Origin of the sequence: Sphingomonas oleivorans (genome assembly GCF_003050615.1) — a bacterium.
Taxonomy (GTDB): domain Bacteria; phylum Pseudomonadota; class Alphaproteobacteria; order Sphingomonadales; family Sphingomonadaceae; genus Sphingomonas_H; species Sphingomonas_H oleivorans.
Genome location: NZ_NWBU01000018.1, coordinates 1 through 16,564 on the forward strand (window position 1 = coordinate 1; position 16,564 = coordinate 16,564).

Here is a 16,564-nt window from a genome sequence, read left to right on the forward strand (position 1 = left end):
ACCGTGAACGCTTCATTCGTCCGTCCTTCTGAAGGGCCGGACTCCAGCTCCAAATGGAGGAAAATCTCAGGGGCAGGTCAGTTCGGGTATGCCTCAGGGGCAATTTCTCGATAATCAAGCGGCAGCTCGATTCATTCAGGGGAATTTCGGGAAGTTGAGCAATGGCCCCGTCTCCTTACCCGTTCCAGAAAGGAGACCTATACTCAGGCGTTAGAGTGGGGCCATGATAACGCAGGCAATCTCGTGCCCAAGAGGAGAATCGATTTCACTGATCACGGACGACCTGGAACGCATCCTAGTCCGCATCAGCATCGAACGCTCCCAAATCCCACGGGTGGAACGCCGAGATGGAGCCCCACCGAAACATTGGAATATCCTGATGAGGCAATTTAGGTTTGATGCACTGCGAGCCGATGGTTCAATTCGGGAATTGTCGAACTTTCTCGAGCCATTGAGTGGGGCTGATTTTGTATGGTCGATCCTGGATTTTGATGGGGTAGGCATCGCACCAAACAATATGCGTATGGATGAATTCACTGCCATGGCGCGATCGCAGCCCAACGGGATTCTGCTGAGATGGCAAGAGTTAGTAAGTTTTTCCGCTCATATCCATCAAACATACGATTGCTTGATAGTTGGCGCTGAAAAGGAATCGGACATAGACAGAACAAAAATTGTGGCAGGGGATTATGCAGCCGTCACAGTTGTCATTGAGGCAGTGGACATGTCTTATTGGAATGTCTGGGCTCCCAATGATTATCAGGTGCATTAGGGTTCAAACCCAATCAGGGTCTTGAAAACATGCTCTGGCATTGATTCAGCGGACCTGCGCAGGGACTGGAGGTTTGATCGATGTCGCGTTCGTTGTTCTGGTTGTCGGATGAAGCTTGGGCGGCGATCGAACCCCACCTGCCGCATAATTAGCCCGGCGCGCGGCGTGTCGATGATCGGCGGGTGATCTCGGGCATCATCCATATGCTGAAGTGCGGTGGCCGCTGGGCGGACTGCCCTTCCGACTATGGTCCCGCAACGACGATCTACAATCGCTGGAACCGGTGGAGCCGGCGGGGCATCTGGACGCGCATCCTGGCCGCATTGACCGAGGAAGGCTGGATTGCCGAGACCGCGCAGATCGACAGCAGTTACATTAAGGCCCACCGCTGCGCCGGAGGCGCAAAAGGGGGGCGCGGGCCCATGCCATTGGCATCTCGCGCGGCGGGCGGACGACGAAGGTCCATGCCCTTGTCGATGTCCTCGGCCGGCCGCTTCGCCTTGTCCTGACGCCCGGCAACACGTCCGATGTGAAGGGTGCCGACCTGCTGATCGGCGACGCAGCGGGCATGAAGCGCCTGATCGCCGATCGTGGCTACGACGCCAATCGCATCCGGGACGCGCTGCGCGAGCAAGGCACGATCCCGGTGATCCCCGGTCGCCGCAACCGAAAGCGTCCCATCCAGTATGACGAGCGCCGATACAAGGATCGCTGGCGTGTCGAGGCCATGTGTCATCGGGCGTGCAAAATTCCCTGATTGTGGGCTTTGAAAATTCCCTGGTTGGCGTGTCCGCCAGCCCATTTTGCCGGGGTTAACCCCGGCAAAATGGGCTTCGCTGAAATCGACGCCATGGTCTCCTCGCGGGGAGGCGGCATCGATGGTCCGACTTGGAGAACTGATGATGATTCTGGAGCTGCATCGACAGGGGATGTCGATCACCGCGATCGCGCGCCGTACGGGGCGTGATCCCAAGACCGTGCGCAAATATATCGAGCGCGGCGTTGAGGCGCCCGCCTACGGGCCGCGCAGTGTCGGGCGGCCGAGCAAGCTGACGCCCTTCTTCGGCTTCCTGCGCGAGCGCATGACTGCGTTCCCCGAACTCAGCGCCGTGCGGCTGACCCGCGAGATCCGCGAGCTCGGCTATGTCGGCGCCTATACCGCGGTGAAGCGCTATCTCGCGGCGATCCGTCCCGAGGCCGGACCGAAGCCGTACGAGGTGCGTTTCGAAACGCCGCCGGGCGTGCAGGCGCAGGTCGACTTCGCTCGCTTCGTCGTCGATTTTACGGACGATCCCGGCGCCAGCCGGATCGTCTGGCTGTTCAGCCTCGTCCTCGGCCACTCGCGCTTCCTGTTCGCACGCTACGTCCTGCACCAGGATCTGCAGACACTGCTGCGCTGCCATATACAGGCGTTCGACGCGATCGGCGGGGTTCCGATCGAAATCCTCTACGACCGCATGAAGACCGCGGTGACCGGCGAGGACGATCAGGGGCACATCGTTTACAACCGTTCGCTGTTGGCACTGGCGAAGCATTATCGCTTCCAGCCCAGGGCTTGCCGACCGTACCGGGCCAAAACGAAGGGAAAGGTCGAGCGGCCGTTCAGCTATGTCCGCCAGGACTTCTTCCTCGGCCGCCGCTTCCGCAATCTGGACGATCTCAATGCTCAGTTGGTCGAATGGCTCGATAGCGTTGCCAATGTCCGGCTCCACGGTACCACTCAGCGGATCGTCGCCGAGGCGTTCGTGGCCGAGCAGCCCGAGCTGCAGAGTCTCCCCGAGCACCGCTTCGATGCGGTGCTGAAGCTCGAGCGGCGTGTCAGCCATGATGGCTTCGTTGCGATCGGCGGCAACTTCTACAGCGTGCCCGACCGCACTCGCCGAATCGTCGAGGTCCAGCAGCTCCCCGATCTGATCCGTATCCTCGAGCGCGGCACGATCGTCGCCGAGCACCCCGTGCTCGAGGGGCGAAAACAATATCGCATCGATCGTAATCACCGCACCGGCGGCAACCCCAAGCGAAAGGCGACGACGACGAGCGGGATCACCATCGGCCGGATCGGTGACCATGTGCCGCACAGGTCGCTTGCGATCTATCAGACGATCGGCGCGCGGCTCGCGATCGGAGACCGGCCATGACGCTGACAGCCGCATCGTCGCGGGTCGACAATATCCGTCGCAGCCTCGTCAGCCTCAAGATGCCCCGCGCGCTCGAGATGCTCGATGCAACCCTCCGCCGCATCGAACAGGGTCAGATCGACGGTATCGAGGCGATCGACGATCTGCTCGCGGAAGAGCTGTCGCTGCGCGAGAACCGCCGCATCAAGGCCGCGCTCCGCATGGCCAGGCTGCCGATCATCAAGACGCTGGCGGGCTTCGACTTCTCGTTCCAGCCTTCACTTGATCGCAACCGCATCATGGCGCTCGCCGGCCTCGACTTCATCAACCGCGCCGAGGTCGTACACCTGCTCGGGCCGCCTGGCACCGGCAAGAGCCATCTCGCCACGGCGCTCGCGGTCGAGGCAGTGCGCGCCGGTCGGAGCGTCTACTTCATCCCGCTTGCCGATCTCATAGCGATCCTCGCCAAGGCTGAACGGGAAGGCACGCTGCGCGAGAAGATCCGGTTCCTGTGCCGATCCTCGCTGCTCGTCGTCGACGAGATCGGATACCTCCCGGTCACACCCGGCGGCGGCAACCTGTTCTTCCAGCTCGTCAACGCCCGCTACGAAAAGGGTGCCATGATCCTCACCTCCAACCGCGGCTTCGCCGAGTGGGGTGACGTGTTCGGCGATCCCGTGGTCGCCACCGCACTTCTCGATCGGCTGCTTCACCATGCCGTCGTCGTCCAGATCGAGGGCTCCAGCTATCGCATGCGAGAGCATGCCGCGCTGGTACCCGAAAACGTCCGAACCATCGCCAACATCAATCCGCCGCCCGCACCCAAACGGCGCGGACGGCCGCCGCTGAAAGCTGTCGCCGATCTATCCGCCGGCTGATCACCGAACTCAACCGTATCCGCCGACAAGGGAATTTTAGGCGCCCACAAATGCGGAAACTTCGGTGCCCGTTGACACCATGTTCTGCCGCCTCAAAGACTTCCGCCGTGTCGCCACCCGTTACGACAAGCTCGCCCGCAACTTCCTGTCGGCCGTCGCTCTCGCCGCCGCCGTAGCCTTCCGGTTATGAACGAGTCTCGACCCTAATATTCCGCTCTGAATAGCGCAGGAGAGTGAGGGAGTGCCGCGGTATTTGGCGGGCACTTGTGTGGTGCGGTGATGAGCACGCCTGCTGCTCTTGACCCGCATGACGGTTGCAGCGCGCCTGCCGCCAGCGCGACGCTCCCGCTTCCGAAACGGAAGTGCAGGAGCCGAGCCATGGAGTACTTCGCAGGCCTTGATGTATCGATCGACGAGACCGCCATCTGCGTGGTGGATAACAAGGGCAAGGTGGTGCTGGGACGGTCGGTGACGACCGATCCGGCGGCGATCGCGAAGGCGCTGGCACCCTATGCCGGACGCATGAGGCGTGCCGGGCACGAGGCTGGTTCGCTGGCGCCATAGCTGCATGCCGGGCTGCTCGAGATCGGCATCCCGGCGGTCTGCCTGGAGACGCGCCATGTGTGCGCGGCGATGTCGGCGCAGCGCAACAAGACCGACGCAAAGGATGCGCTCGGCATCGCCCACATCATGCGCACCGGCTGGTTCCCCGCGCTCAGGCGGGCGCCGCTCCCGGCGCCGGCTCGTACCGGCGACCGAGATCCCACATGAAGCCGACCAGCTCGCGCGCAACCGCGGTGACAGCAACGTTGCTCTTCTTACCGCGCCCGACCAGCTTGCGATACCGGCCGTTAAGGCGCAGCTGCGCCTTCCAGGCGATATCCTTCGCGTCTTGCGGCACGTCGGCTTTGCGCATCGTCATGAACTGACCGACCTTCGGCGTGGTTCGATAGCACCACGCTGCCTCGAACAGGAGTGAGCGCATATCGGTGTTGCCGGCCTGGGCGAGACGGTTGAGGTAGCTTTGGAAGGCGATCTGCTGGCCCCGGTGCTCGAACCGTCGATCTGTTAGCCAGACCCGGTGCCGATAGGACCAAGACTTGCCCACGTAGCGCAGTCCATGCTTCAGCAGGAACATCTGGATGAGGACGCGCGCCTTGCGGACGTCATGCGAGGCAACGTGGCGGGCACGAACAAGATCGCGCATGGCCTCATGCACCGGGTCGGGAACCCAGACATAGGTCAACTCGCCTGCCCGGAGCAGTCGGGCCAGCATCATCGCGTCACGCGTGTCGTTCTTCTGCCGGTTACCGGGCCGAACCGGCGTGTGGCTGGGAGCCACAATGCGGCAGTCGAACCCAAGCCCGACCAGTTGGCGGTAGACACCATACCCGCAAGGGCCGGCCTCGTAGACGAACTCCACGCGGCCATGCCGGGTGGCCAGCTTGCGTGCGAGTTTGCCGATCGCCTCCGGCTGGTTCTGGATGACGCCGATCAGGCGAACCTCGCCATCCCGGCCAGCGTCCGCGACCGCCGCCGAGATCGTATCCTTATGCACGTCGAGCCCGACGAATGCGTTGTAATCGCCTGCCATGTCGACCTCCGATTCTGCACGGCCGGGACTGACCGTGAGATGGCAGGCTACGCCGACCGGCATACCTGCCAACCGGCAATGGTCATCTCATCTGGCTCTTCGCGGGTGCTGACTGCGGCGGGGAGCGCGCTGCCGCGATCTACTCCCTGCTGGAGACGGCCAAGCTCAACGATGTGAACCCGCAGGCCTGGCTGGCTGATGTGCTCGACCGCATCGGCAAGGGCCATTCCATCAACCGGATCGACGACCTTCTGCCATGGAAATGGTCGGTGCCGTCACCCGTGTAAACGGACGATCGCGGAGAGGTCGACTCCTCAAGCCGGATGCAACTTCCATCCACCCTCAGTAAGATCGGGCTGACTATCCGCAAACTTGCTGTCAAAACCTTCTTCCCAAGGGAATTTTCCTCCTCGGTCAGGCCAGATCAGTTGAAGACAGTCAAAATCGTCTCCCCCATAAAACCAACGGTTCCAGCCCAAGTGTTCATGATAAGCTGATTTGGCTACGGGGAGCAGGACGGCATCTGCGTTGCCAAAGATACCACCTACTTTGCTGCCGACAGGCGGTCGATGGCCCGCTTCGATCTCTCGCCAAAAATCCCACAGAATGGAATGAGACACATCCTTCGATAGTGAAAAGAGGATTATCTCGGGGTAGCCATGGTTGACGGTAAAACCTGTCGAATACGAAAAATCCGGGCTCTCGCCTTTCTCATCGAATACCCGTGTGTGAAACCATCCATGGTCTCTGACGACAGACAGAAAATCATGCTCGGCCTTATCGAAGGTGTCAGCCGGAAATTGTAGCGCTGTTCTCATGCTCCCTCATTGCCCCAACAGCCACCTGTTCTCAATGAGAACCGAACGTACTCGCCAGTTGGCCGACTGCAACGGTGATGAGCGGACGCTTACGTCTAACATAGCCATTGGCTTCGATATCTGAGTGCAGCGCCAGATCCTGGCGCTGTTTTCATCTTGGGAGCAGGCGTGCTTACGCGCTTACAGCGTAGACGGAGACGGGTTCGCTTCCGACTACGGACGGAACATGGAGGCTGAACTGGAGCCGGGCGCGTCGCGAACTTTCTCGATCGCGATCGAGCTCAGACTATGCGGTGGCCACTTTTTGGGGGAGCTGAGACAGACGGCAAATTCGGCGAGATCCCTGCCGCCAGAAGTGTCTCTGGCTACCCATGCCATTGCTGGCAGGTGCAAAGCCCCGGATCTGCGGGGAGAATTTTCAACCCGCAGAAGTATCCTTGAATATCAATGAGTTATGACTGAGTGGCGCACCCGAAGGGATTCGAACCCCTGGCCTCTGCCTTCGGAGGGCAGCGCTCTATCCAGCTGAGCTACGGGTGCCTGGCCGTGCGCTTAGCAAAGCGAAGCGCGATGGGCTAGGGCAAATGCGCAGTCTTTTCCGTTCAACGTTTCGCTTCGGTCGCCGGCTGGAATTTGCCCAGGCCGCAGGTGGGGCCCTGGACCGCGCCGGGCGGCGTCCGCAGCACGGTGATCGTGTCGACCGAACAGAGCTGGTTGATGCTGGTCTTGTAGAGGAAGCGCTCCTCGAACCCCAGGCCCGAACATGCATAGGGCAGCACGTTGCGGTAGAGCTTGGTCCGGCCGCCCCGCATATAGAAGTCGATCGTGCGATCGTCGCGCACGCGCGTCTCGCGAATCTGGTTGGTCGGGATGCAGTCCACCGGTTTGCCGGTGGCGACGATCGGCGGCGGCTCCTTGGCCTTCCGGGCCTCGCCCTCGCCGCCGGTCGCAAGGGCGGCGAGGGCGAGGCCCGCGACCATCAATGTCTTGGCGTGAAGGACAGGCATCGGCTTCTCTCCGCTATCGCCCGTCAGGCGATGGACGCGCGGCCGTCCTGGGTCGGGATGGAGCCGCCCGGCGGCGGGGTCTTGGGCCGGTAGGCGCAAAGATCCGCCTCGAAGCAGCGCCAGCATTCGGGGCGGCGCGCCTTGCATATATAGCGGCCATGCAGGATTAACCAGTGATGCGCATGGCTGCGGAAGGGCTTGGGCGTCACCTTTTCGAGCTTTTCCTCGACCTTTACCACATCCTTGCCCGGCGCGAGCCCCGTGCGATTAGCGACGCGGAAGATATGCGTGTCGACGGCGATCGTCTCCTCGCCGAAGGCGACGTTGAGCACGACATTCGCGGTCTTGCGGCCGACGCCGGGCAGCCTTTCCAGCGCCGCCCGGTCGCGCGGCACTTCGCTGCCATGTTCGGCGATCAGCATCTGCGACAGGGCGATGACATTCTTCGCCTTGCTGTTGAACAGGCCGATCGTCTTGATATGCTCCTTCAATCCCTCCTCGCCGAGCGCGACCATCGCCTCCGGCGTCTGCACTTCGCGGAAGAGCGCGCGGGTTGCCTTGTTGACGCCGACATCGGTCGCCTGCGCCGAAAGCACGACCGCGACGAGCAGCGTATAGGCATTCACATATTCGAGTTCGGTCTCGGGCGCAGGGTTGCGCTCGGCCAGCCGGCGATAGAATTCGAAGATGTCGGCTTTCTTCATTTCAGGCCCAGCACGTCCGCCATGGAATAGCGCCCGGCGGGCTGGCCTGCGAGCCATAGCGCGGCCTTGACCGCGCCCTGGGCGAAGATGGCGCGGCTTTCGGCGCGATGGCCGAGCTCCAGCCGTTCGCCTTCGCCCGCGAAGACGACCTGATGGTCGCCCGCCACCGATCCGCCGCGCAGCACCGCAAAGCCGATATCGCCTTCGGTGCGCGGCCCGGTGATGCCGTCGCGGCCGCGATCGGCGACATCCTCGAGCGCCACGCCGCGCCCCTCGGCGGCTGCCGTGCCGAGGAGCAGCGCCGTGCCGGAGGGTGCGTCCGCCTTGTGGCGATGATGCATCTCGACGATCTCGATATCCCAGTCGGCGCCGAGCCGCGCCGCCGTCTCGCGGACGAGATGGGCGAGGAGGTTGACGCCGAGCGAGGTATTCGCGGCCTGGAGTATCGGAATGGCGGTGGCGGCCTCGTCGATCATGGCATGATGCTCGGGCGCGAGGCCGGTGGTGCCGATCACGATCGGCACGCCCGCCGATCGCGCCGCCGCCAGATGACCGACGAGCGCTTCGGGCGAGGAGAAATCGACCAGCACATCACTCTCGCCGGCGAGCGCGCCCGCATCGTCCCCGCGGTCGACGCCGCCGGCCAGCTTTGCACCGCTGTCAATGATTGCTTCCGCGATGGCACGGCCCATCCGTCCATCCGCGCCGAATATCCCGATCTTCGTCATATATGCTTGCCGTCCCTTCGTCGCGCTGCTTCATGGGCGAGGTGAAGGACATCCGCAACATCGTCGTGCTGACCGGCGCGGGCATTTCCGCCGAAAGCGGGCTCGCCACCTTTCGCGGACCGGACGGGCTATGGGAGGGGCATCGCGTCGAGGATGTCTGCACGCCGGAAGCGTTCGAGCGCGATGCGGCGTTGGTGCAGCGTTTCTATGATGCGCGGCGCGCGGCGCTGGCGACGGCGGAGCCCAATGCGGCGCATCGCGCGCTGGCGAAGCTCGATGCGGCCTGGCCGGGCGAATTGCTGATCGTCACCCAGAATGTCGACGACCTGCATGAGCGGGCGGGTGCCAGGCGGCTGCTCCATATGCATGGCGAGCTCAAATCCGCCTGGTGCACCGGCTGCGGCGCGCGGCGGCGGTGGGAGAGGGCGCTGGGCGACTGGCCGGCATGCCCGGCCTGCGGGCAGCCGGGGCTGCTCCGGCCCGACATCGTCTGGTTCGGCGAGATGCCCTATGGGATGGAGCGGATCGAGGAGGCGGTGGCGGAGGCGGATCTGTTCGTCTCGATCGGCACGTCCGGCGCGGTCTATCCGGCGGCGGGTTTCGTGCAGAGCGCGCGCCATTATGGCGCGGAGACGCTGGAGCTCAATCTCGATCCTTCGGCGGGCAGCATCTTCTTCGACGAGACGCGGCTGGGGCCGGCATCGAAGCTGGTGCCGGACTGGGTGGAGGAGCTGCTCGCTCAATCCACCCAGTCGAGGCCGATCTCGCGATAGAGGCCGCGATCCTCCTCCCAGTCGGGCTTGACCTTGACGTGAAGGAAGAGGTGGACCTTGCGGCCGAGCAGCTCGGCCAGTTCCTCGCGCGCCTTCGAGCCGATCTCCTTGAGGCGGGCGCCGCGCTTGCCGAGGACGATGGCCTTCTGCGTATCGCGGGCGACGAGGATCTGCTGGTGGATGGCGACCGATCCGTCGCGCCGCTCCTCATATTTTTCCGTCTCGACCGCGGAGGCATAGGGGAGCTCGGCGTGGAGCTGGAGATAGAGCTGCTCGCGGGTCACTTCGGCGGCGAGCATGCGATCGGTAGCGTCGGAGACCTGATCCTCGGGGAAGTGCCAGGGGCCTTCGGGCATGCGCTGGGCGAGCGCCTGCTTGAGATCGGCGAGGCCGTCGCCGGTGGCGGCGGAAATCATGAAGATGGCTTCGGGGCTGAGCAGCGCGTTAAGCCGTGTGGCGAGTTCCAGCAGCTTTTCCTTGGGCGTGACATCGACCTTGTTGAGGACGACGATCTTGCCTTCTTTACGGGCAGTCAGCGTCTCGACCAGAGCCTCCACACGGCCGGTGAGACCCGTCTTGGCATCGATCACCAGTGCGATCAGATCGGCGTCCGTCGTGCCGCCCCAGGCGGCGGCGACCATGGCGCGGTCGAGACGGCGCTTCGCCTCGAATATGCCGGGCGTATCGACGAGCAGGATCTGGCTTTCGCCTTCGAGCGCGATGCCCATCAGGCGGACGCGGGTCGTCTGCGCCTTGGGGCTGACGATCGCGACCTTCTGGCCGACGAGCGCGTTGACGAGGGTGGACTTGCCCGCATTGGGCGCGCCGACGATCGCCACGAGGCCACAGCGTTCGGTCATTTGATCTTCTCCAGAAGCGCCTGGGCGGCGGCGGTTTCGGCTTCCTGCTTCGATGCGCCCTCCGCCTGCGCCTCGGCCCGGCCGGGGATCGAGACGGTGACGGTGAAGCGCGGCGCATGGTGGGGCCCGGCCCGGCCGATGAGCGTATAGACGGGCGGGCGCGCCTGATGCGCGGCGGCCCATTCCTGCAGCGCGGATTTGGGATGCTTGGGCGCGTTCGCCTGGCGGGTGACGAGATCGGCCCAGGCACGATGGACGAAGGCCTCGGCCGCGGGCAGCCCGCCTTCGAGGAATAGCGCGCCGATCAGCGCCTCGACCGCGTCGCCGACGACATTGCCCGAATGGACCGCGCCATCGTCGCGCGCCTGCTTGCCGAGGCGGAGCTGCTGCGGCACGCCGATCTGGCGGCCGACCTCGGCGCAGCTTTCGCGGCTGACAATCGCATTGTAGCGGCGCGACAGCTTGCCCTCGGGCTCGTCCGGAAAGAGGCGGTAGAGCCAGGCGGCCGCGATCACGCCCAGCACGCGATCGCCGAGAAATTCGAGCCGTTCATAATCGGCCGCGCCATGGCTGGCATGGGTGAGCGCGCGCGAGAAGAGCGCAGGATCGGCAGGACTATGGCCGAGCGCGGTCGCGACCCATGAGGCGAGGGAATTGGGAGATGTCATCGGCCAGCCCCTAGCGCGTCGGCCGGAAAACGTGAACCATGTCGTTCCGGCTTTTGTTGGGGAACGGTGTCTGCATTGCGGGACCCCTGTATAGGTTCATCTATATAGGTTCATCGTCATCCTGAACTTGTTTCAGGGGCCAGCCCGAAGCCCCTATGACGGTGCGGATGATGCGTGGATGCCGAGACAGGTTCGGCATGACGGAAGGGGTTGTGCAAAGGTCCCGCATCGCATCGCCGCGCTCGGGCTGAGTGCGGTCGAGCGGAAAACGCTCCGGGAGGATCAGAAACGCTCTCCGATCCGGTCCCAGCGCGTGGCGCGGAGCCAGCTCATCGGATCGAGCAGGCGGGCCGAGCCGTCGGTGGAGAAGATGGTGACGCTTGCCCGGCCGACCAGATTTTCGACCGGCACGAAACCGATGCCGCCGCTTTCCTCGGCGGGGAAACGGCTGTCGGCCGAACGATCGCGATTGTCGCCCATCAGGAAAAGATGGCCCGGCGGCACGACGAACTCGCGCGTGTCGTCCACCGCCACATCCGCCAGATCGAGCACATCATAGCTGCGGCTGCCCGGCAATGTCTCGCGATAGCGCGGATAGCGGCAGGCGAGGCTGCCGTCGGGCTGGCGCTCCGCCTCCATCGCGGCGCCGGGGAGAGGATCGCAGGGGCTGTTGGGGCTGACGGGGACGAGCAGATCGGCGACGCGCAGCCTGGGCACGCGCTCGCCATTCAGCACCAGCCGCCCGCCCGCCATGCGCACGCTGTCCCCCGGAAGGCCGATCACCCGTTTGATATAATCCTCCCGCGCGGCAGGCGGCGCCTTGAACACCACCACGTCGCCGCGTTCGGGCAGCCTGCCGAAGATGCGGCCATGGAAGGGCAGGACGCCATGGACGAGGCTGTAGCGCGAATAGCCATAGGGCCATTTGGCGACGAACAGATAATCGCCGACCAGCAGCCGGGGCAGCATCGATTCCGACGGGATGACGAAAGTGGCGATGACGAAGCTGCGCAGCATGAAGGCGAGGATCGCGAGCCCGACGAGGAAACGCAGCGTCGCCCAGGGCCCTTCGCTGGCGGCGGAGCGGCGGCGGGCCGGGCGGGAGCGGGGCTGGGCCATTTGCGGGATGGTCCCTGCTGTGGGGCGGCGGAGTCAAGGGGAGGTGGTTGGGCCCTCAATCGTCGCCCCTGCGGAGGTGGAAGGGAGGGCGGAGGTGGAAGGGGAGGAGGTGCTGCTCCGGCAGGGGAAATTTAGCTTCTGGTGGCCTTGTGCCGGGCGGCCTAAAAGTCGGGCCGAGGATCAATTAGGGGAGATTCGGTTCATGGGCGACAGCGCAGCGGCTTGGGCGAAGATCAGGGCGGTGGCGGCGACGCCGCTTGTCACGTTGTTCGACCAGGAACCGGATCGGCTGTCCCGGCTCGCTTTCGACGAGGCCGGCATCCGCTTCGACTATTCGAAGACGCATCTCTCCGCCGAGTTGATCGACGCCTATGTGGCGCTGGCCGAGGCGCAGGATTTTGCGGGCAAGCGCGAGGCGCTGTTTGCCGGCAAGCTCGTCAACAATACGGAAGGCCGCGCCGCCGAGCATCCGGCCGAGCGTGGGCAGGGAGCGCCGGAAAGCGTCGCCCGGGCCAAGGGCTTCCACGCCCGGATGCGCGCGCTGATCGACGCGATCGAGGCGGAGGCGCTGGGGCCGATCCGCCATGTGCTGCATATCGGCATCGGCGGATCCGCGCTGGGGCCGGACCTGCTGATGGACGCGCTGGGCCGCGATGTGGACCGTTATGAGGTGGCGATCGTCTCCAATGTCGATGGCGAGGCGCTGGAGCAGGTGTTCCTGCGCTTCGATCCGGCGGCGACGCTGCTGGTGATCGCGTCCAAGACCTTCACCACCACCGAGACGATGCTGAACGCGCGCAGCGCGATCGCCTGGATGACCGAAAATGGCGTCGAGGATCCCTATGCGCAGGTGGTAGCGCTGACCGCCGCACCCGAAAAGGCGATCGAATGGGGCGTGGACGAGACGCGTGTCCTTCCCTTCGCGGAATCGGTCGGCGGGCGCTATTCGCTCTGGTCGTCGATCGGCTTTCCGGCGGCGCTGGGCTTAGGCTGGGAAGCGTTCGAGACGATGCTGGAGGGCGCGGCCGCGATGGACCGCCATTTCCGGCTGACCGAGCCGGCCAGGAATCTGCCGCTGCTCGGCGCCTTCGTCGATCTTCATTATGCGGTGGTGAAGGGCGCGGAGACGCGCGCCGTCTTCGCCTATGACGAGCGGCTGCGGCTGCTGCCCTTCTATCTCCAGCAGCTCGAGATGGAATCGAACGGCAAACGCGTGACGGCGGATGGCCAGCCGCTCGAAATCCCGTCCGCGCCGATCACCTGGGGCGGGGTGGGCACCGATGCGCAGCATGCCGTGTTCCAGCTGCTCCACCAGGGCACGCATCTCGTGCCGGTGGAGTTCATCGCGGCCGTCGAGGCGGGCGACACGCTGGACGAGGCGCATCATCGCGCGCTCCTCATCAACTGCTTCGCGCAGGGCGCGGCGCTGATGGCGGGCAAGGCCAATGAGGATCCGGCGCGCGCCTATCCGGGCGACCGGCCTTCGACCACCATCCTGCTCGATCGCGTCGATCCGGCGCGGCTGGGCGCGCTCATCGCTTATTATGAGCATCGCACCTTCGCCAATGCGGCGCTGCTCGGCATCAATCCGTTCGACCAGTTCGGCGTGGAGCTGGGCAAGGCGATCGCCAGGTCGATCGAAAGCGAGGGGACGGGCGGCTTCGATCCTTCCACTCAGGTGCTGATCGAACGCGCATTCGGCTGACGCGCGTTCGACGGAATCGATCGGGCTGATCGGCAGAAGCCGTTGGTTTCCTTATCCGGCCGATCCTAGATAAGAGCCGTCATGCCGGATCCGCCCCGGCATGACGGCTGATTTTTTGCGGAACGGAGTGCCCGAATGCCGAGCTACGACTACGATCTTTTCGTCATCGGCGCGGGATCGGGGGGCGTGCGCGCATCGCGCGTCGCCGCCGCGCATGGCGCGAAAGTGGCCGTGGCCGAAGAACATAGGGTGGGCGGCACCTGCGTCATCCGCGGCTGCGTGCCAAAGAAGCTGCTCGTCTATGGCGCGCATTTCGCCGAGGATCTGCAGGATGCGAAGCGCTTCGGCTGGCAGGTGCCGGATTGCCTGTTCGACTGGCCGGCGCTGCGCGACAATGTGCTGAGCGAGGTCGAGCGGCTGGAGGGGATCTACAACTCCACGCTCGTGAACAACAAAGTGGAGCTGATCCCCGAGCGCGCGACCGTGACGGGGCCGCATGAGGTGAAGCTCGCCGGCGGCCGCACCGTGACGGCGGGTATCATCCTGATCGCGACCGGCGCCTGGCCCGACGTGCCCGATTGCCCGGGCAGCGAGCATGGCATCACCTCAAACGAGGTGTTCCATCTGGAGGCGTTGCCGAAGCGCATCGTGATCGCAGGCGCGGGCTATATCGCCAATGAGTTTGCCGGCATCTTCCACCAGTTCGGCAGCCATGTGACGCTGGTCAACCGCACCGACGTGATCCTGCGCGGCTATGACGAGCAGATCCGGGACAGGCTGCTCCAGATCTCGACCGTGAAGGGCATCGACTTCAAATTCCATGCCGCGTTCGAGAAAGTAGAGAAATTGGAGGACGGATCGCTGATGGTGCATGTCACCAACCATGATCCGATCCCGGCGGACCTCCTGCTCTTCGCCACCGGGCGGCGACCCAACACGGCGGGCCTCGGGTTGGAGAATGCCGGCGTCGCACTCGACGACAAGGGCGCGGTGGTGGTCGATGCGGACAATAAGTCGACCTGCGACAGCATCTATGCGGTGGGCGACGTGACCAACCGGGTGCAGCTCACCCCCGTCGCGATCCGCGAGGGCCATGCCTTTGCCGATACGCTGTTCGGCAACAAGCCGCGCCGGGTGGATTATGACTGCATCCCGTCCGCCGTGTTCAGCCATCCGCCGCTCGCGGGCGTGGGCATGACCGAATCGCAGGCGCGGGAAAAATATGGGTCGTGCAAGGTCTATACCTCCGACTTCCGCGCGATGAAGAATGTGCTGGCGGACCGGCATGAGCGCGCGCTCTACAAGCTGGTGGTGCATTCCGAGACGGAGGTGGTGCTGGGCATCCACATGATCGGGCCGGATGCGCCGGAGATCCTCCAGGCCGCCGCGGTCGCGGTGAAGGCAGGGCTCACCAAGCAGGCGTTCGACGACACGGTGGCGCTGCATCCGTCCATGGCCGAAGAGCTGGTGCTGATGCGCTGAGGCGCACGGGCCGACCGCAAAAGGCACCATCTTGCCATTCGCGTCGCTCAGGCAGAAGTAGCGCCGATGGACGCCGAGACGCCGAACCGGGGACAGCATCTCGTCACCGCCGATCGCGGATTCGCGACGGGTGCGGGGCTGTTCGCACGGATGATGGCGCCGGGCTTCCGGAAGCTGCTCGACCGGATCGATGCGGGGCTGGCGGAGGGCATGATCGCGCTTACCCTGCCGGACGGGGTGCGGCGCATATTGGGCGGGCGCGGCGCCGGGCCGGTGGCGGAGGTGATACTGCGGAGCTGGCGGCCGCTCGTGCGGCTGATGCGCTCGGGCTCGGTCGGCTGGTATCGCGGCTGGGCGGAAGGGGAATGGGCGAGCCCCGATCCGGTGCCGCTGTTCGACCTGTTCATGCGCAACCGCCATGGGCTGGGCAATGCGGGACGCGCGCGCGGGATCGGGCGGCTCGTCAATCATCTCGGCCATTTGCTGCGGCGCAACGACCGGCGGGGCGCGCGGCGGAACATCGCCTTCCATTATGATCTGGGCAATGATTTCTACGCCGCTTGGCTCGACCGCACGATGACCTATTCGAGCGCGCTCTTCACCGATTCCAGGGATCGGGCGGAGCCGCTGGAGGCGGCGCAGGCGCGCAAGATCGACGCGCTGCTCGATCGGCTGGCGCTCGGGCCGGGCGAGCGGCTGCTGGAGATTGGCTGCGGCTGGGGCGGGCTGGCCGAGCGCGCCGCGCAACGCCGGCTGGACGTGACGGGCATCACGCTATCGGCTGAGCAGAAGCAATTTGCCGATGCGCGGATCGCGGCGGCGGGCTTAAGCGAGCGGGCGCGGATCCTGCTGACCGACTATCGCGATGTGACGGGCATGTTCGACGGCGTGGCGAGCGTCGAGATGGTCGAGGCGGTGGGCGCGGAATTTTGGCCGGACTATATGGCCGCGATCGCGCGCGTGCTGAAGCCCGGCGGGCGGGCGGCGATCCAATATATCACGATCGATGACGCGATATTCGCCGGCTATGCCGCCAATGCGGACTTCATCCAGACCTATATCTTTCCGGGCGGGATGCTGATTTCCGAAAGCCGCTTCCGCGCGGCGGCGGAGAAGGCAGGCCTGCATTGGCGCGACCGGCGGGGCTTCGGGCTTCATTATGCCGAGACGCTGCGGCGCTGGCGCGCACGCTTCGATGCGGCGGTGGCGGAGGAGCGGCTGCCCGCCGGATTCGACGAGCGCTTCGTGAAGCTGTGGCGATATTATCTGATGTATTGCGAGGGCGGCTTTCGCGGCGGCGGGATCGATGTCGCGCAGGTGACGCTGGTGAAGCGCTGAG

The 16,564-nt window shown here is 64.7% G+C and carries 15 protein-coding genes, 1 tRNA gene and 4 pseudogenes; 11 read left to right on the plus strand and 9 right to left on the minus strand.

Features of this window, described 5'->3' with window-relative positions:
- The first annotated feature begins 223 nt into the window (after positions 1 to 223).
- From CLG96_RS18530 to CLG96_RS19275, 6 genes and pseudogenes are all read left to right on the plus strand, one after another.
- The gene (locus tag CLG96_RS18530; RefSeq protein WP_133175418.1) at positions 224 to 772 is read left to right on the plus strand and encodes a hypothetical protein; all 549 of its coding nucleotides are present in this window, start codon (positions 224 to 226) and stop codon (positions 770 to 772) included.
- A gap of 80 nt (positions 773 to 852) precedes the next feature.
- A pseudogene (locus CLG96_RS19270) lies at positions 853 to 1,499 on the plus strand (IS5 family transposase); the annotation flags it as partial.
- A 151-nt stretch (positions 1,500 to 1,650) separates the two neighbouring features.
- Positions 1,651 to 2,910, plus strand: a complete 1,260-nt coding sequence (gene istA / locus CLG96_RS17275) for an IS21 family transposase (RefSeq protein ID WP_107969908.1) — start codon at positions 1,651 to 1,653, stop codon at positions 2,908 to 2,910.
- On the plus strand, positions 2,907 to 3,767 hold the full coding sequence (gene istB, locus CLG96_RS17280) for an IS21-like element helper ATPase IstB (RefSeq protein WP_107969910.1): 861 nt from the start codon (positions 2,907 to 2,909) through the stop codon (positions 3,765 to 3,767). The genes istA and istB overlap by 4 nt, the downstream gene beginning before the upstream one ends.
- A 70-nt stretch (positions 3,768 to 3,837) precedes the next feature.
- Positions 3,838 to 3,957 (plus strand): annotated as a pseudogene (locus CLG96_RS17285) (IS5/IS1182 family transposase); the annotation flags it as partial.
- A 188-nt stretch (positions 3,958 to 4,145) separates the two neighbouring features.
- Positions 4,146 to 4,475: pseudogene (locus tag CLG96_RS19275) on the plus strand (IS110 family transposase); the annotation flags it as partial.
- Positions 4,476 to 4,482: 7 nt separating this feature from the next.
- Here the strand turns inward: CLG96_RS19275 and CLG96_RS17295 are convergent.
- Positions 4,483 to 5,361 carry an IS110 family transposase gene (locus tag CLG96_RS17295; RefSeq protein WP_107970281.1) on the minus strand — a complete coding sequence of 293 codons (879 nt, stop codon included), beginning with the start codon at positions 5,359 to 5,361 and terminating at the stop codon, positions 4,483 to 4,485.
- Positions 5,362 to 5,441: 80 nt separating this feature from the next.
- Between CLG96_RS17295 and CLG96_RS17300 the strand changes: the two are divergent.
- A pseudogene (locus CLG96_RS17300) lies at positions 5,442 to 5,648 on the plus strand (transposase domain-containing protein); the annotation flags it as partial.
- A 27-nt stretch (positions 5,649 to 5,675) separates the two neighbouring features.
- Here CLG96_RS17300 and CLG96_RS17305 read toward each other — a convergent pair.
- From CLG96_RS17305 to dapB, 5 genes are all read right to left on the minus strand, one after another.
- A complete protein-coding gene (locus CLG96_RS17305; RefSeq protein ID WP_107969912.1) occupies positions 5,676 to 6,179 on the minus strand; it encodes a DUF4262 domain-containing protein in 504 nt (167 codons plus the stop codon).
- 463 nt (positions 6,180 to 6,642) lie between these two features.
- A tRNA-Arg gene (locus CLG96_RS17310) sits at positions 6,643 to 6,719 on the minus strand.
- A gap of 62 nt (positions 6,720 to 6,781) precedes the next feature.
- Entirely contained in the window at positions 6,782 to 7,186 is a 405-nt protein-coding gene (locus CLG96_RS17315; protein ID WP_107969914.1) for a hypothetical protein, read from the minus strand.
- Between the two features lie 23 nt (positions 7,187 to 7,209).
- Positions 7,210 to 7,890, minus strand: coding sequence for an endonuclease III (gene nth / locus CLG96_RS17320; protein WP_107969917.1), 681 nt, complete (start codon positions 7,888 to 7,890; stop codon positions 7,210 to 7,212).
- Complete coding sequence (dapB, locus tag CLG96_RS17325; protein WP_107969919.1) at positions 7,887 to 8,618, minus strand: 4-hydroxy-tetrahydrodipicolinate reductase; 732 nt, start codon at positions 8,616 to 8,618, stop codon at positions 7,887 to 7,889. The genes nth and dapB overlap by 4 nt, the downstream gene beginning before the upstream one ends.
- A 41-nt stretch (positions 8,619 to 8,659) precedes the next feature.
- Between dapB and CLG96_RS17330 the strand changes: the two genes are divergently transcribed.
- The gene (locus CLG96_RS17330; protein ID WP_107970283.1) at positions 8,660 to 9,391 is read left to right on the plus strand and encodes an NAD-dependent deacylase; all 732 of its coding nucleotides are present in this window, start codon (positions 8,660 to 8,662) and stop codon (positions 9,389 to 9,391) included.
- Here the strand turns inward: CLG96_RS17330 and era are convergent.
- The 3 genes from era to lepB all read right to left on the minus strand — a co-directional run bounded on the left by era (position 9,358) and on the right by lepB (position 11,936).
- Positions 9,358 to 10,251, minus strand: coding sequence for a GTPase Era (gene era, locus CLG96_RS17335; RefSeq protein WP_107969921.1), 894 nt, complete (start codon positions 10,249 to 10,251; stop codon positions 9,358 to 9,360). The genes CLG96_RS17330 and era overlap by 34 nt on opposite strands.
- Positions 10,248 to 10,919: a ribonuclease III gene (gene rnc / locus CLG96_RS17340; RefSeq protein WP_107969923.1), complete on the minus strand. Its 672-nt coding sequence runs from the start codon at positions 10,917 to 10,919 to the stop codon at positions 10,248 to 10,250. The genes era and rnc overlap by 4 nt, the downstream gene beginning before the upstream one ends.
- A gap of 282 nt (positions 10,920 to 11,201) precedes the next feature.
- Positions 11,202 to 11,936: a signal peptidase I gene (lepB, locus tag CLG96_RS17345; RefSeq protein WP_243395866.1), complete on the minus strand. Its 735-nt coding sequence runs from the start codon at positions 11,934 to 11,936 to the stop codon at positions 11,202 to 11,204.
- Between the two features lie 304 nt (positions 11,937 to 12,240).
- On the opposite strand from lepB, the gene pgi reads away from it, so the two are divergent.
- The 3 genes from pgi to CLG96_RS17360 all read left to right on the plus strand — a co-directional run bounded on the left by pgi (position 12,241) and on the right by CLG96_RS17360 (position 16,563).
- Positions 12,241 to 13,743, plus strand: a complete 1,503-nt coding sequence (gene pgi / locus CLG96_RS17350; RefSeq protein WP_107969927.1) for a glucose-6-phosphate isomerase — start codon at positions 12,241 to 12,243, stop codon at positions 13,741 to 13,743.
- Positions 13,744 to 13,878: 135 nt separating this feature from the next.
- On the plus strand, positions 13,879 to 15,225 hold the full coding sequence (gene gorA, locus CLG96_RS17355) for a glutathione-disulfide reductase (protein ID WP_107969929.1): 1,347 nt from the start codon (positions 13,879 to 13,881) through the stop codon (positions 15,223 to 15,225).
- A 66-nt stretch (positions 15,226 to 15,291) separates the two neighbouring features.
- Complete coding sequence (locus CLG96_RS17360; protein ID WP_107969932.1) at positions 15,292 to 16,563, plus strand: SAM-dependent methyltransferase; 1,272 nt, start codon at positions 15,292 to 15,294, stop codon at positions 16,561 to 16,563.
- The last annotated feature ends 1 nt before the right edge of the window (position 16,564 follow it).